The sequence below is a fragment of the Sphingomonas kyeonggiensis genome (genome assembly GCF_014204495.1).
GTDB lineage: Bacteria > Pseudomonadota > Alphaproteobacteria > Sphingomonadales > Sphingomonadaceae > Sphingomonas > Sphingomonas kyeonggiensis_A.
On record NZ_JACHLN010000003.1, the window covers coordinates 439811 to 454618 of the forward strand.

Annotated in this window: 10 protein-coding genes; 5 read left to right on the top strand and 5 right to left on the bottom strand. The window is 66.9% G+C overall.

Annotation, left to right across the window (positions count from 1 at the left end):
* Positions 1 to 2 precede the first annotated feature (2 nt).
* A complete protein-coding gene (locus HNP52_RS16300; RefSeq protein WP_184168685.1) occupies positions 3 to 932 on the top strand; it encodes a 1-phosphofructokinase family hexose kinase in 930 nt (309 codons plus the stop codon).
* On the opposite strand, the gene HNP52_RS16305 is transcribed toward HNP52_RS16300, so the two are convergent.
* Positions 905 to 1219, bottom strand: a complete 315-nt coding sequence (locus tag HNP52_RS16305) for a helix-turn-helix transcriptional regulator (RefSeq protein ID WP_184168686.1) — start codon at positions 1217 to 1219, stop codon at positions 905 to 907. The two genes, HNP52_RS16300 and HNP52_RS16305, sit on opposite strands and share 28 nt — an antisense overlap.
* Before the next feature lie 141 nt (positions 1220 to 1360).
* On the opposite strand from HNP52_RS16305, the gene HNP52_RS16310 reads away from it, so the two are divergent.
* Positions 1361 to 1930 (top strand): alpha-ketoglutarate-dependent dioxygenase AlkB, encoded by a 570-nt coding sequence (locus HNP52_RS16310; protein ID WP_311768494.1) that lies wholly within the window; start codon positions 1361 to 1363, stop codon positions 1928 to 1930.
* A gap of 25 nt (positions 1931 to 1955) precedes the next feature.
* Here HNP52_RS16310 and HNP52_RS16315 read toward each other — a convergent pair whose 3' ends face one another.
* The 4 genes from HNP52_RS16315 to HNP52_RS16330 form a co-directional block, all read right to left on the bottom strand.
* Positions 1956 to 3197 carry a threonine synthase gene (locus HNP52_RS16315; RefSeq protein WP_260396186.1) on the bottom strand — a complete coding sequence of 414 codons (1242 nt, stop codon included), beginning with the start codon at positions 3195 to 3197 and terminating at the stop codon, positions 1956 to 1958.
* A gap of 4 nt (positions 3198 to 3201) precedes the next feature.
* Positions 3202 to 4368, bottom strand: a complete 1167-nt coding sequence (locus HNP52_RS16320; protein ID WP_184168688.1) for a serine hydrolase — start codon at positions 4366 to 4368, stop codon at positions 3202 to 3204.
* A gap of 37 nt (positions 4369 to 4405) precedes the next feature.
* Positions 4406 to 7411 carry a TonB-dependent siderophore receptor gene (locus HNP52_RS16325; RefSeq protein ID WP_184168689.1) on the bottom strand — a complete coding sequence of 1002 codons (3006 nt, stop codon included), beginning with the start codon at positions 7409 to 7411 and terminating at the stop codon, positions 4406 to 4408.
* A 232-nt stretch (positions 7412 to 7643) separates the two neighbouring features.
* Positions 7644 to 10652 (bottom strand): TonB-dependent receptor domain-containing protein, encoded by a 3009-nt coding sequence (locus tag HNP52_RS16330; RefSeq protein ID WP_184168690.1) that lies wholly within the window; start codon positions 10650 to 10652, stop codon positions 7644 to 7646.
* A 314-nt stretch (positions 10653 to 10966) separates the two neighbouring features.
* On the opposite strand from HNP52_RS16330, the gene HNP52_RS16335 reads away from it, so the two are divergent.
* Genes HNP52_RS16335 through HNP52_RS16345 form a run of 3 tightly spaced genes read left to right on the top strand, consistent with a single transcriptional unit; the run spans position 10967 to position 14702 of the window.
* The gene (locus HNP52_RS16335; protein WP_311768495.1) at positions 10967 to 12517 is read left to right on the top strand and encodes a permease; all 1551 of its coding nucleotides are present in this window, start codon (positions 10967 to 10969) and stop codon (positions 12515 to 12517) included.
* Entirely contained in the window at positions 12514 to 13518 is a 1005-nt protein-coding gene (locus tag HNP52_RS16340) for a serine hydrolase (protein ID WP_184168691.1), read from the top strand. The genes HNP52_RS16335 and HNP52_RS16340 overlap by 4 nt, the downstream gene beginning before the upstream one ends.
* Complete coding sequence (locus HNP52_RS16345) at positions 13515 to 14702, top strand: dipeptidase (RefSeq protein ID WP_184168692.1); 1188 nt, start codon at positions 13515 to 13517, stop codon at positions 14700 to 14702. The genes HNP52_RS16340 and HNP52_RS16345 overlap by 4 nt, the downstream gene beginning before the upstream one ends.
* The last annotated feature ends 106 nt before the right edge of the window (positions 14703 to 14808 follow it).

The following is a 14808-nucleotide window of genomic DNA, read 5'->3' on the forward strand; positions in this document are numbered from 1 at the left end:
CCGTGGCCATTGCGACGCTGACGCTCAACCCGGCGCTCGACGTCACCACCTGTACCGAGAAAGTCCGCCCCGGCCACAAGCTGCGCTGCTCGCCGCCCCGCTTCGATCCGGGTGGTGGCGGGATCAATGTCGCGCGGGTCATCACGCATCTGGGCGGCGAGGCGGTCGCGGTATTCCCGAGCGGCGGGCCGGCGGGCGCGACGATCGTCCAGCTGCTCGAGGAACAGCGGGTCGCGATCCTGCCCGTGCCCATCAAGGGCGCGACGCGGGAGAGCTTCACCGTCGATGAGGGCAGGCCGGGCGACCAATATCGCTTCGTGCTGCCCGGACCCGGGCTGAGCGACGACGAACTGGCGACGCTGCTCGATGCGCTGTTCGGGGTGGAGGACGTCAGCCACATCGTGGTGAGCGGCAGCCTGCCGCCAGGCTGCGATCCGGCGATCCTCAAGCGGATCGGCAAGCGCTGTGCGGAGGCCGGCGTGAAGCTGGTGATCGATACCTCCGGCCCCGCCCTGGCCGCCTGTGAAGGCGCCGGCGCCTGGCTGATCAAACCGAGCCTGCGCGAAGTCGTCGACCTGCTTGGCCGCGAGATCCGCAGCGAAGACGACGAGATGGCGGCGGCGCGCGAGCTGCGGAAGCGCGGCTTTGCTGAAATGGTGGTGGTGTCGCTCGCCGAACGCGGGGCGCTGCTGGTCGGCGAAGGCGTGGAATTGCGGGTGCCGGCCATCCCGGTCGAGGCCAAGGGCACAGTGGGTGCCGGGGACTCGATGGTGGCGGCGATCTCCCTTGCCGCATCGCAGGGCAAGGGGATCGAGGACGCTTTACACTATGGCATCGCCGCCGGAGCCGCGACGCTGATGACTCCCGCGACCGAGCTGGCCCGCAAGGAGGATGTCGACCGGCTTTACGCCGGAACGGCTTCGCGCGGCTGATCCGCTTCGGTGCGGTAGAACAGGCCGTACATCGCCTCGAACATCTGACGGACTTCGTCGCTGGCCAGCGAATAGAAGATCATCTGCCCGTCGCGACGCGCGGCAACCATGCCCTCACGTCGCAGGAGTGCCAGCTGCTGCGATACGGCGGTATCGCGCGCCTCGGTAAGGCGTGCGAGCTCACCTACCGACTTCTCGCCATCGAGGAGATGGCAGAGCAGCAGAAAACGGCTTCGACCCGATAGCGCCTTCAAGAACGAGGAGGCGCGATCAACAACTGCGATCATTTCGTTTTTCACGGTGCGGACAGCTAGGGAGGCTAGCCCCAGGTTGCAACCGCTATCTCGCGGGAAAGACATAGGAATTCCATATAAATGTGAAGATCTTCATGTCTGGAAGTTGCTAGTCGCACTTCCCATATCCGGCAGGTGTCCACACTGTTTCCCGAGCTTTTCAGGAATGCGCTGCCACCGGGAATCGAACAGGCGAAGAATATCGTCAGCGCCGAGGAAGAAGCTGATCTGATTCGTCGGATCAATGGCGCGGCACTGGAGCCGTTCCGATTTCAGCAATGGCTGGGCAAGCGACTGACGCACAGTTTCGGCTGGCGCTACGACTTCACCGACGCAAGTCTTTCGGAGGCAGGGCCCCTGCCCGACTGGCTGCTGCCGCTGCGCGAGAGGGCTGCGGCGTTGGCCGGCATGGCGCCTGATGCGCTCGTCCAGGCGCTGGTGACGCGCTATGACCCGGGTGCCGGGATCGGCTGGCATCGCGACCGACCGGTGTTCGAGCATGTCGTCGGGGTGTCGCTGGGGGCGCCTGCGGTACTCCGGCTGCGCCGGCGACGGGCCGACGGCAGGTTCGACCGGGCGGAGATCCCGCTGGAGCCGCGCGGCAGCTACCATTTGTCCGGCGAGGCCCGGCACGGCTGGGAGCACAGCATCGCGCCGATGGACGCGAGCCGGTGGTCGGTGACGTTCCGGAGCTTGGCAGGATAACTCCCCTCCCTTCCGGGGAGAGGAATTACAACGCAGCGAAGTCGATCGCTCCATCCTTGTCGAGCGTCTTCGACTGATCGGCGAGTGGGTATTTCAGGCCGGTGGCGCAGTTGAACAGCACCACCTTCTCGTCAGCCGACACCAGCCCTTCCGCCAGCGCCTTGCGCCACCCCGCCAGCGTCGCGCCGCCTTCGGGGCAGAGCAGCAGCCCGTCCTTGCGGGCGGCATCCTCGACGGCCTGGGCAATGGCATCGTCGCTCACCGCCATCGCCACGCCGCCGCTTTCGCGCACCGCGTCGAGGATCAGGAAGTCGCCGACCGCCTGGGGCACGCGGATGCCCATCGCGATCGTGTGCGCGTCCTGCCAGCGCGTGGCATGGCGCTCGCCGGCCTCGAAGGCGCGGACCATCGGCGCGCACCCCTCGGCCTGGACCGCGATCATCCGCGGGCGCTTCGAGCCGATCCAGCCCAACGCCTCCATCTCGGCGAACGCCTTCCACATGCCGATCAGCCCGGTGCCGCCGCCGGTGGGATAGAAGATCACGTCGGGCAGTTCCCAGTCGAGCTGCTCGGCGAGCTCGAGGCCCATCGTCTTCTTGCCCTCGATCCGGTACGGCTCCTTGAGCGTCGACAGGTCGAACCAGCCGCGCTCCTTCGCCCCCTGCCCGACCAGCTTGCCGCAATCGTCGATATAGCCGTTGACGCGGTAGACCCGCGCGCCCTGCGCGGCGATCTCGCGGACATTCACTTCGGGGGTATCGGCCGGACAGAAGATCACGGATTCGATCCCCACCCGGCTGGCATAGGCAGCAGCGGCGGCGCCGGCATTGCCGTTGGTCGGCATCGCGATCGTCTTCACGCCCAGCTCCTTGGCCATGGCGATCGCCATGACCAGGCCGCGCGCCTTGAACGAGCCGGTGGGCAGCCGCCCCTCATCCTTCACCCAGAGATGCTTCGCCCCGGCTTCGGCGGCGAGCTTGTCGAGCGGGATGATCGGCGTGGCGATCTCGCCAAGGCTGACGATATTCCGGGTAGCGCGAACCGGCAGCAGCTCGCGATATTTCCACAGATCCGCCGGGCGGCGGGCGAGTTCGTCACGCGGCAGCGCGGCCTTCGCGCCTTCCAGGTCGTAGCGCACCAGCAGCGGGCGGCCGACGCGCGACAGGCCGTGAAGCTGGTCGGCCTCATAGCGCTCGCCGGTCATCGAGCATTCGAGATGGGTGACGAAGGTGGGACGGTCTGCGGTGAGATTGGCGTCGTGGCGCAATTTGCTACTCCGGGCGGGCGAGCGATTCCTCCGTCGGCGTATAGGCCGATCGTTTCCCCGGCACATCCGGAACATCGGTGGCGAAATAAACCACGCCCTTGCCCGCCGCGCGATCGATCCACAGGCCGGACTTGAGGCCATAGGCATCGCCCGAATGGCCGAAGCGCTTGCTGCCGTCCCCGACCGGATCGTCCCGGCAGCCCGGCGCGCCGGTCGCGGTGAACATCACCGCCAGGCCATAGGAACAGGTCGCCCCGCCGGTCGGCACCGCGACCGAGATGTCGCCGCCGACATCGCCATTGTGCCCGTCATAGGTCCAGAGCGGCGTCTCCAGCGCGCGGACCGAGCGCGCGCGCAGGATACGGGTGCCGTCGAGCGTGCCGTTGTTCAGGAACATGCGGCCGATCCGGGCGAGCCCGCGCGCCGAGATGCGCAGCCCGCCCTGCGGCGCGAAGACCGCGCCATTCGCACCGGGGCGCCAGACGGCGAGGTCGCAGCTGCCATCCTTTGCCGGGGTGACCGGGCAGGCGGGCGCGGCGCCCCGATTGTCGTCCTTGGTCGGCTTGCGCTCGCGATACTGGACTACCGCCCGGGCAGCCGTCTCCGGCTTGCAGCTCGCCCAGTTGTAACAGGCATCGAGCTTCATCGGGCGGAGGACGAGGCGATCCATCAGCCGATCGAAACGCTCGCCGGTGGCGCGCTCCATCACCGCGGCGACGACCGGGAAGTTGAAGTTGGTATAGGCCCACCAGCTGCCGGGGGCGTGCTTGTCGTCCCAGGCCCTGGGGTCCTGCAGCACCGCGCGCATATCGGCATCGAGCGGCAGGACATAGTCCACCCGATCGGTCAGGCTGGAGCGGTGCGAGAGCAGCAGGCGCAGCGTGATCGGCTTGTCCGGAAAGGCCGGGTTGCGCAGTTTCCAGCCGAGCCAGCGCGAGACGTCGGCGTCGAGATCGAGCCTGCCCTGCTCGACCAGCCGCATCACGCCGATCGCGACGACGAGCTTGGAGATCGAGGCGATCCGCACCGGATCGTCGGCGGTGACGGGACGGGACGAAGAAAGGTCGGCCAGCCCTTTCAGGCTGACCGAAGTTTCCCCATGCGTGTCGAAGGTGATCCGGACCGCGGCGACCGGGTCCGATGCCGCCAGCAGGAGCGCGGCGGCGATCATGCCGGCTCCTTCACAAGGGAGGGAGCCGGCATGGACGTTACTTCAGGCTGATGCGGATGCCCGCGCGGAACTGGCGCCCGAGCATATCCGAATAGGTGCTGTTCGCGGCAAGGCCGGTTTCCGGCACCAGCAGCGGCCAGCGGTTGAACAGGTTGGTCACGTTGATGAAGAACTGGGCCTTGTTGTCCCCGAAGTTCACCGTCTGGCTCAGGTTGAGATCGACGTAGAACAGGCCCGAGACCTGATTGTTGTCATAGGTCTGGTAGGTCGAGGTCGTCGTGGTGACCGGGCAGCTGGTGGTGCACTCGATGCCGGTGGCCGAGTATTTGCCGGCGCTGACGCCGCGGCCGGTGACGGTGGCCGAGAAGGTCTCGGTCTCATAGGTCGCGCTGCCGCGGAAGATCCAGGTCGGCGTGCTCGCCTGGCCGCCATTCGCACCGACGGTGTTCACCGCCACCTGGCCGGCGATGCCGGTGTCGGACAGGTTCTCGATATAGCGCGTCGCGACACCCTTCAGGGTGAAGGCGTCCGAGCCGACCGGGATGCGATAGGCCATGTCGAAGTCGATGCCGCGCACCAGCTTGCGCACGAAGTTGAACGGCTGGCTGCGGATCAGCTTGTACGGCGCCGTCGGCGTCGAACGGACCGGATCGTCGCTGATCGCGGCGCAATAGTCGGCAAGGCCCTCGGCGCAGCGGTTCATGATCTCCTGGGCGCTGATCGAGTCGATCGCCCCTTCGAGATCGATGCGGAAATAGTCCGCCGAGGCGGTGAAGCCCGGCAGGAAGCGCGGCGAGACGACCGCGCCGATATTCCACGAATTGGCGATTTCCGGACGCAGGTTCGGATTGCCGGTGACCAGGCCCGAATAGCCGAAGGTCTGCGGGCCGTTCAGGCCGTCCGCCGTGTACTTCGGATTGCGGACGGAATCGCTGTTGGCGGTGCCGGCCTGGTAGAGTTCGTTGAGGTTGGGCGCGCGGATGTCACGCGAGCGGGTCACGCGGAAGCGGATGTCCGGGATCGGCGCCCAGGTCGCGCCGAGCTTCCAGGTGGTGACATAGCCGGCGTTGGAATAGTCGGTCGCGCGGACCGCGCCGTTGAACTCCAGCCCCAGGCCGAGCGGCACCACCGTCTCGAGATAGGCTTCCTTCACGCTGTATTCGCCGGTGAAGGGCAGGTAGTTGCCCACCGACCACGCATTGGTGGTGCCGGTGGTGGTGATGACCGGCTGGTATTCCTTCGGCACGCTGCCGCGGATCTTCTCCTTGCGGACTTCGCCGCCGACCGAGACGCTGACGTCCCCGGCCCAGGTGGCGAACGGCGTGACCGACCAGTTGGTGCCGGCGACATATTGCTCGAGCACCTGGTCGCGATACGGGTTGCCGAGCACATAGTTGATCGCCGCCGGATCGGCGACGCCGACGCCGAGGCGGTTCAGCGGCACGCAGTTCGGATCGTCGTTGGTGGTGCTGGTATCGACGTTGATCAGGCACTGGATCGAGCCGGTCGCATAGCCGCGGGCATTGCCAGCCGGAGCGAAGGCAGCGGCGGTCGCATTGGCCATGCGCGTATTGTGCATGATGTTGCGCAGCTGCTCGCGCACGTCCGAGCGGCCGTACTGGGCATAGACTTCCCAGTGCGCGGCCTTGCCGAACGCTTCGAAATCGCCATTGGCGCCGACGACATAGCGCTGCACCTTGCGCTCATTGTCGATCGCGCGGAACGGCAGGTCGGCGGCGGTGGTCGCCACCGTCACGCTGGTGACGCCGGCAAGCCGCGACGCGCCGAGCGCCTGGAGCGCGAAGGCGTTGCAGGTCACCGGAACCGGCACGGTGGTGCAGCCGGTGGTGTTGTAGGTGATGCCGGTCGACAGGTTCGGGCCCGCGTTGAAGAAGACCTTCTGCTTGTTGTACGAGCCCTCGGCGAACAGCTCGATGCCGTCGGCCACTTCGTAGCTCAGCCGGCCGAACACGCCCCAGCGATCGTCCTTCGGCATCAGGCCGATGCGCGTGCCGGAATCATTGACCTGCCACGAGCCGCCCTGGGTGACGCTGGGCGCAGAGGAGCCGGCCGCGCGCGTGAAAGCCGGGAAGGTGAACGTGCCATAGTCGAAGGTGTTCACCGCGCCGCCATAGCCGAAATACAGGCCGCGCAGCGCGTTGGCGGTGGTGCCGGCCGAGCCGGTGATCAGGCCGCCCGGGGTCGAGTTCGACGCGCCGACCTGGCGCTTGGTGGTGAAGTAGCGGTTGAAGGTGCTGCTGCCCGAAACCCAGGCGGGGTTCTCCACGCGGACATAGCCGGTGTGGTTCCACTCGCGGTCCTTGCCGACCTCGAAGATACCGTCCTGATGATCGATATTGGCGCTGAGCAGGATGTGGCCGCGGCCGCCGGCGAACGACTTGCCGCCCGCGATGCTCGCCGAATAATTGCCGCCGTCGCCATAGGTGGTGATGCCGGTATCGGCCTCGATCTTCAGCCCCTCGAGCTTCTTGTTGAGCACGAAGTTGACCACGCCGGAGACGGCGTCCGAGCCATAGGCCGACGAAGCGCCGCCGGTGACGACCTCGACGCGATCGACCAGCGCCTGCGGGATCGTGTTGATGTCGACCCAGCCATAGATGGTCGAGCCGACCGAGCGGCGGCCATCGAGGAGGACGAGGACGCGGCCTTCGCCGAGGTTGCGCATGTTGAGCGCGTTGATGCCGGCCGAGCCGTTCGACAGGTTCAGGCGCGAATTGGCCGGCTTGGTCGAGCCGGCGAGCTGCGGCAGCTGGTTGACGAAGTCGGCGATGTTGTTGGTCGGCGACGTGTTCTGGATGTCCTGCTGGGTCAGCACGGTCAGCGGCGTCGGAGCCTGGAACCCGTCGCGGCGGATGCGCGAGCCGGTGACGAGGATCTCGCCCTCTTCGGCAGGCGCCGTCTGCGCCGTGGTTGCCTGCGGTTCCGGAGCCGCGGTCTGTGCCCAGGCCGGCATCGCAGTCGCAATCGCCGCGATCGCCGAGCTGCCCGCAAGTAGCTTCTTAAACGCCTTTACTTCGATCATGTCGCCAATTCCCTGATACCCGCAACTCCCGTGCGGTGAGGGAACATTAGGTACCAAGAATGTTGCGCAGCGCCATAATTTCTGTTCCCGGCGCCATAACCCGATGGCATCCGACGGGACGAGCCGAGGCCTGATTCCGGCGACCCGACGGTCCCTGCACCACCCGGCCGGAAAGGAAAAGGCCGGAGCATCGCTGCCCCGGCCTTCCCTGCGTGCCTCAGTCAATCGAGGATCAGAACTGCACCTGCGCCGAGACGGTATAGGCGCGGCCGCGCGGATCGGCGACACGCGGATCCCAGGAGCTGCCGGCGCCGCTGTTGCCGTCATAGGTGATGGTGAAGGGCGGATCGGTGTTGAACAGGTTCTTCACGCCCAGGCTCAGGCGATAGCCCGGCGCCAGGCCGTTGAAGCTGATCGAGGCGTTGTAGATGACATAGTCGTCGGTGCGGACATTATAGTCCGGACGCGTGACCGTGCCCGCCGCGATGCCCGGAAGGGCGCCGTTCTTGAAACCCTGACGGAAGATCTGGCTGAACGAGATCGACCACTGGTCGTTCGACCAGCTGACGAACGCGTTGTGCTTCCACTTGATGCCCAGGTCGCCCGCATAGCTGAACACGCCGATCAGGCTGGGGCCATAGGCCGAGCTGGGCGTGAGCTTCTCGCGCTTCTTGAGCAGCAGCGTGCCGTCCAGGCCGGTCGAGAACTTGCCACCCAGCGCCTCGAAGCCGCTGCGATAGGTGAATTCCAGGCCCTGGGTGCGGCGCGAACCCGCGTTGATCCAGCGATCGTCGATCACCTGCACCGTGCCGCTCGCGTCGCGGACGAAGCGATCGGAGAACAGCGCGGCATTGTCGATCAGCTGGCGCAGCGTGAGCAGCTGGATCGTGTTGTCCACCGCGATCGACCAGAAGTCGACGGACAGGCTCATGTCCTTCATCGGCTGGAAGACCACGCCGGCGCTGAACTGCTTGGCCGTTTCCGGACGCAGGTCCGCGGTGCCGCCCGTCCAGATGTTCGGGCGGATCTGCGCGCAGGGCAGGCCGCTGCCGAAGTTGCTGGTCGGCACGCCGCCCGGGCACTTCACCGGATCGGCGATGTCCGAACCCGCATAGGGGGATTCGGTGATGCCGTTGTAGATCTGGTTGAAGGTCGGGACGCGGAAGCTGGTGTTGTACGAACCGCGGAACATCAGCTCGTTGATCGGGCGGTACTTGAACGCGATCTTCGGATTCTTGGTGCTGCCGAAGCCGGTGTAATCGTCGATGCGGCCGGCCAGGGTCAGCTCGAAGCCCTTGAACAGCGGCACGAGCAATTCGGCATAGGCCGCCTTCACGTCGCGCTTCTTCGGGGTGAGCGCGTTGACGTTGTCGAACGCGGCCAGGAAGATCACCGGCGCCGCCGCGGCAGCCGCCGCCGAGCCGTTGAACTCATAGGTCTCGCGACGATAGTCGACGCCTGCCGCGAGCTGGACGTCGCCACCCCAGATCGGGAAGAGCGGGCCCGAGATCGAGGCATCGGCCTGCTTCACTTCATAGCGGCCGCCATAGAGCGTCGCGCCATAGGCCGAGACCGATTCCAGCGCGGCAAGGCCGGCTGCGGTCTGGGTGAGGCTGAACGGGTTGATGAGGCCCGAATTCATCACGCCGACCAGGCCGCGCGCCTGCTGGCCGTTGATCAGGCCGGCGCCGGCAACGGCGGGTGCGTTGACGTCGTAGCTGCCGTTGGCGTTGGTGCCGCGATAATAATAACCGCTGCCGAGCACCGACGAGCTTTCGCTGCGCGCATAGGATGCGCCCGCGCGATAGTCCCAGCCGGTCCAGAGCGGACCTTCGAAGCCGAGCGCGGCGCGGAAGGTGCTGGTGTTGGTCTTGTACTCGCGCGGACCGCAGGGGATGCAGCGCCAGCGATAGGAGATCGGCTGGCCGAAGCGCGCGTTGAGCGCCGCGATCTGCGCGGTGCGGTTCGGGTTGGTCGGTACGTCGAACGCCGAACGGATCGCGTTGAACACCGAGTCATACTGCGCCTGCGTCGCCGCATTGCGCGGATAGGCGATCGGCAGGTTGGTGGTGTTCGCGGTGAGCTGCGCGTTCGAGAAGCTCTTCGCCGAGTCCGCGTCCGATCCGGTCACTTCGAAGGCGACGATATGGTCGCCCGAGATGCGCCAGGTCGCCTTGGTGTAATAGGTCAGCGTCTGGATCGGCTGCTGGATCACCGCGGCGCGGCCCGTATCCCACGAACAGGCATATTGCGCGCTGGGCGTGTTCCACAGCTGCTCGTCATAGGCCATGCCGCCGTCGATCGAGTCACAGCCGGCGCCGCCTGGCAGGTCGAGGATGTTGATGCCGCCCGATGCGCCGTTCGCGCCGTTCGGCAGCGTCAGCGTCAGGCCGGTGAGCAGCGTGCCGCCGGCCGTGATGCTGCCCGGCTGGGTGTTCGCGCCGATGTTGAACGCCGTCGCCACCGGGGTGCCGCGGGTATCGACCGAAAGGCCGCGATTGGGCTGGCTGCCGTTGACGAAGCTGCGCTCCGAACCGCGCAGCATCTTGTTCCAGCTATAGGCGACGGCGCCCATCACGTTGAAGCCGTCCTCGTCGAGGTCACCGAAGCCCGCGACGCCGCCGATGCGGTAGATGTTGCCGCCACCCTGTTCGGTGGTGTCGGTGAAGCCGTTGAGGCTGAGGCCCTGGAAGTCCTTCTTGGTGATGAAGTTGATCACGCCGCCGACCGCGTCGGTACCGTAGATCGCCGAGGCGCCGTCCTTGAGGACTTCGACGCGCTCGATCGCCGCGAACGGGATCTGGTTGACGTCGACCGCGGAGCCCGAAAGGCCGTGCGCGGCAACGCGGCGGCCGTTGAGCAGCACGAGCGTACCGCCGGCGCCCTGGCCGCGCAGGTTCGCCGCCGACAGGCCGTTGGTGCCGCGCTGCGCACCGGTGACGACGTCGGAGTTCGACGCGAGATTGTCCGCGCCGCTGCCGCTGGTCGTCAGGAACATCATCAGCTGCTCTGGGCTGCTGATGCCGTTGCGGGTGATTTCCTGCTGGGTGATGATCTGCAGCGGCAGCGCCGAATTGTTCGGGTCCTGCTTGATGCGCGAGCCGGTGACGATGATCTCGTTACCCTTGCTCGGCTTGCCGCTCTCGTCGGAATCCGTGGTGGGAACCGCGCCCGTTGGCGTTGCGGCTTCCTGCGTCGTGTTGTCGGTGCTCTGCGCCCAGGCCGGCATGGCGCTCGCCATGGCGGCGAACGCAACGCCCGAGACAAGAATCCTCCTGAGAGTCCTCGCTTCGATCATGTTGTCTTACCCCCTGAAACCGCGTTTCCCGCGCGGTGAGAGGGCATTAGGTATCAAGAATGCTGCGCCGCGCCATAGTTTCTGTGCACCGGGGCATAACCCAGTGGCATCAAATGAGACGTTTCTGCGGGAAAGCGTGACACGACTGCAACACAAGCGTGCTAGCGTCGCCATTGACTGCGCCGCCGCCCCGTCCGAGCGTTAGGAAAACCAGGGCGAGGGAGCCTGCATGAAGCGTTTTTACTGCCCGGTGCCGCGTGACTGAGGCGCCGAGTCCCGCTGCGGCAGCGGTCCGCCCCGGCTGGGGGCGCATGGGCCTGTACCTGCTGCTCGGCTTTGCCGCCGGCCTGCCCTTCTACCTGTTCAGCGCCACGCTTTCGCTGCGGCTGGCGCGGCACGGCGTCGATATCGTGATCATCGGCTTCTTCGCCTGGGTCTCGCTGATGTCGACGATCAAGTTCGCCTGGGCCCCGCTGCTCGAGAAATATGACGTGCCCGGCTTCGGCCGCTTCTTCGGCAAGCGCCGTGGCTGGATCATGCTCTCCCAGCTCGCCATCTTCGCTTCGACCGTGGGCATGGCGTTCACGGCGTCGGACACCAACCTCCCGCTCACCGCGCTGTTCGCGGTGCTGCTCGCCTTCTGGACCAGCACGCTGGAGATCGCCGCGGACGGCTGGCGCGTCGAGCTGGCGCCCAATGCCGAGGAGCAGGGCCCGCTCGTCGCCGCGAACCAATGGGGCTATCGCGCCTCGATGGTGATCGCCAGCGGCGGCGCCATCTTCATGGCGGCGAAGTTCGACTGGACGATCGCCTATCTCTCGGTCGCGGTGCTGGCCTTCGTGCCCTTCCCGATCCTCGCTGCGATGCGGCCCGAGGCGGAAGGCGGCGGCGGCCGCTCGGTGGCGCTGGTCACCGGCATCCTCGCCAGCCTCGCGGCGATGGTGGCAAGCGTCCTGGTGGTCGGCGCGCTCGGCTGGGCACTGCTCTCCGCGATCGGGTCGGGCGGGATCCGCAATCCCGGCGTGGTGAGCTACTGGGTGTTCGCGATCTGCCTGCTGCCCTTCATCATCCTCGGCACCGCGGTGCCCTGGCTGAAGAAGCTGCCCTGGGATGCGCCGCTGCGCCGCTCGGCCGCGGTCGGCCCCTATGTCGATGTCGCCTGGCGCTACGGGATCGTGGTGATCCCGATCCTGCTGTTCATCTCGGTCTATCGCACCGGCGACGTGATGGCGAATGCCCTCTCCCACCCGATGTTCAACCATCTCGGCTATGGGCTCGAGCAGATCAGCGTCGCCGATGGCTTCGTTGCGCTGATCGCGGGCATGCTCGGGGTGACGATGGGCGGCATCCTCGCCGCCAAGGCACCGATGGGCTGGGCGCTGGTGATCGGCGCGGTGATGTCGGCGCTGTCCAACTGGATCTTCGCCTGGCTGGCCTATCAGTCGCCGGGCGGGCCGGTGTGGTTCTCGCTGTTCGGCGTGCAGGTGACCGCCGGCGATTTCGACCTGTACCTGGCGATGGCGATCGACCAGTTCGGCCACGGCTTCGAGGGTGCGGTGTTCGTCGTCTATCTCTCGCTGCTGGTGAACCCGCGCTTCCCCAGCGCGCAGTATGCGCTGTTCTCCGGCCTCGCCTTCCTGATCCCCAGGCTGCTCGCGGGCCTGTCGGGCGTGTTCCAGAAGGCGATCGGCTATGACGGCTTCTTCATCATGGCCGGCGCGATGAGCCTGGGCGCGCTGGTGTTCCTGCCCTTCATCGTGAAGGCCAAGCCGCGCCCGGACGACACGCCCGAAGGCGCCGCGGCATGATCGGGCGCGCTTTCGCACCCGCCGCCGAAGCCGTCGCCTCGGGTCGCATCCCGGGCGCGACGCTCGGCGTGGTCGCGGCCGACGGTCGGCGCTGGGTGACGCATACCGGCATGGCGGCCCTCGTCCCCGAGCCCGAGCCGCTGACGCTCGATCACTGGTTCGACCTAGCCTCGGTCTCCAAGGTGGTGGCGACCACGACGATGATCCTCCGCCTCGCCGACGAGGGCCGGATCGATCTCGACGCCCCGCTGACCAGCGTGATCCCCGACCTGCGCCAGTACGACGTCGCCGGCGCCTATGAGCGCACGCTCACCTTCCGGGATTGCCTCGCCCACCGCACGCTCTTCCCCGCGGTCGAGCCGATCTACACCTATGGCGACGATCCGGATCGCCTCCGCGCCTTCGTGCTCCAGCGCGAATGGAAGCACATCGCCGAGCCGGTCTATTCGGACATCAACTTCATCCTGCTCGGCATCGCGATCGAGCGGGTGACCGGCGCGCCCCTGGGCGAATACCCGCTCGGCCCCGGGCTGAGCTACGGCCCGCCCCCCGGCCCCGCCGTGGCGACCGAGCGCTGCATGTGGCGCGGCCGCGTGCTCAAGGGCGAGGTCCATGACGAGAATTGCGCTGCGATGGGCGGGCAGACCGGCCATGCCGGGCTGTTCGGCACCGTCGCCGGGGTGCTCGACTTCGCGCAGGGCGTGCTGTCCGGCAGCTTCTCGCCCGCGATGCTCGAAGCGATCCGCACCCCGCAATACAGCCACCGCACCTGCGGCTGGGAACGCAAGTTCGCCGGCTGGTCGGGCGGCCAGGCCTGCTCCGACGAGACCATTGGCCATACCGGCTTCACCGGCACCGGCCTGTGGATCGACTTCGAGCGCGGCCTCGCCTGGACCCTGCTCACCAACCGCGTCCACCCGACGCGCCATTTCGACAGCGGCATCTTCGTGCTGCGCCCCGCGACGGGGGATGCCGTCATCACTGCCTGGGAGGCCCTATGATCTCGCTCCTCGCTCTCGCCATCGCCCTGTCCGGGCCCGATAGCGACACGCCCACCCCGGCCGACCGGCTGGCGCACCAGCAGATGCTGGTGCTCGACACCCATCTCGACACGCCCGAGCTGTTCGAGCATCCCGGCTGGAAGTTCGACGAGTGGCACGACCGCGACTTCGACAAGAGCCAGATCGACCTGCCGCGCATGGAGCAGGGCGGGCTCGATGGCGGCTTCTTCGTGATCTACACCGGCCAGGGCCCGCTCACCCCCGAAGGCTATGCCAAGGCCCGCGACGCCGCGCTCACCCGCGAGATGTGGATCCAGCGCGTGGTGGCGGCGAACAGCGACAAGATGGAATTCGCGACCACCCCGGAGGACGCCTATCGCATCGCCAAGGCCGGCAAGCGCATCGTCTTCCAGTCGATCGAGAACAGCTATCCGCTCGGCACCGACCTGACCCTGCTGAAGTGGTATTACGACCAGGGCGTCCGCATGGCCGGCCCGATCCACTTCCGCAACAACCAGTTCGGCGACAGCGCCACCGACAAGGTCAAGCAGTGGAACGGCCTGAGCCCCTTGGGCAAGCAATGGGTCGCCGAGATGAACCGGCTCGGCATGGTGATCGACGTCAGCCACTCGTCGGACGATGTGTTCGACCAGGCGATGGCGCTGTCCAAGACCCCGATCATCGCCTCGCACTCGGGGCCCAAGGCGATCTACAACCACCCGCGCAACCTCGACGACGACCGGATGCGCAAGCTCGCCAAGGCCGGCGGCGTGCTCCAGGTCAACAGCGTCTACCTGGTCGATGGCGACCATGACGATGCGCGCAACAAGATCTCGAACCGTCAGGACGACTGGCACGCACTCTCGGACGCCGAGCAGAAGAAGCTGATCGCCGACAAGGCCAAGGCCGACGCGACCAACCCCTATCAGGGCGCCGATTTCGAGCTGTTCATGAAGAGCCTGCTCCACTGCATCGCGGTGATGGGCGTCGACCATGTCGGCATCGGCGCCGACTGGGACGGCGGCGGCGGCGTGCGCGGCATGGAAGACATCACCGCGCTGCCGAAGATCACCGCGCGGCTGAAGAAGGAAGGCTTCTCGGACACCGACATCGAGAAGATCTGGAGCGGCAACGTCCTGCGCGTGCTGAAGGCCGCCGAGGACTGGGCGGCGAAGCAGAAATAACCCGTTCCCCTCCCTGCAAGGGAGGGGCTAGGGGTGGGTTAGAAAAGGTCGGGCTCGATGCCCGGCCTTTTCTTTATCGCGGGCCGATAGCTGAGCGCCCCCGGCC

Coding starts and splice junctions, on each gene's coding strand:
- HNP52_RS16305 (WP_184168686.1), bottom strand. CDS start 1,219: ATGATCGCAGTTGTTGATCGCGCCTCCTCGTTCTTGAAGGCGCTATCG.
- HNP52_RS16320 (WP_184168688.1), bottom strand. CDS start 4,368: ATGATCGCCGCCGCGCTCCTGCTGGCGGCATCGGACCCGGTCGCCGCG.
- HNP52_RS16325 (WP_184168689.1), bottom strand. CDS start 7,411: ATGATCGAAGTAAAGGCGTTTAAGAAGCTACTTGCGGGCAGCTCGGCG.
- HNP52_RS16330 (WP_184168690.1), bottom strand. CDS start 10,652: ATGGCGAGCGCCATGCCGGCCTGGGCGCAGAGCACCGACAACACGACG.
- HNP52_RS16340 (WP_184168691.1), top strand. CDS start 12,514: ATGATCGGGCGCGCTTTCGCACCCGCCGCCGAAGCCGTCGCCTCGGGT.
- HNP52_RS16345 (WP_184168692.1), top strand. CDS start 13,515: ATGATCTCGCTCCTCGCTCTCGCCATCGCCCTGTCCGGGCCCGATAGC.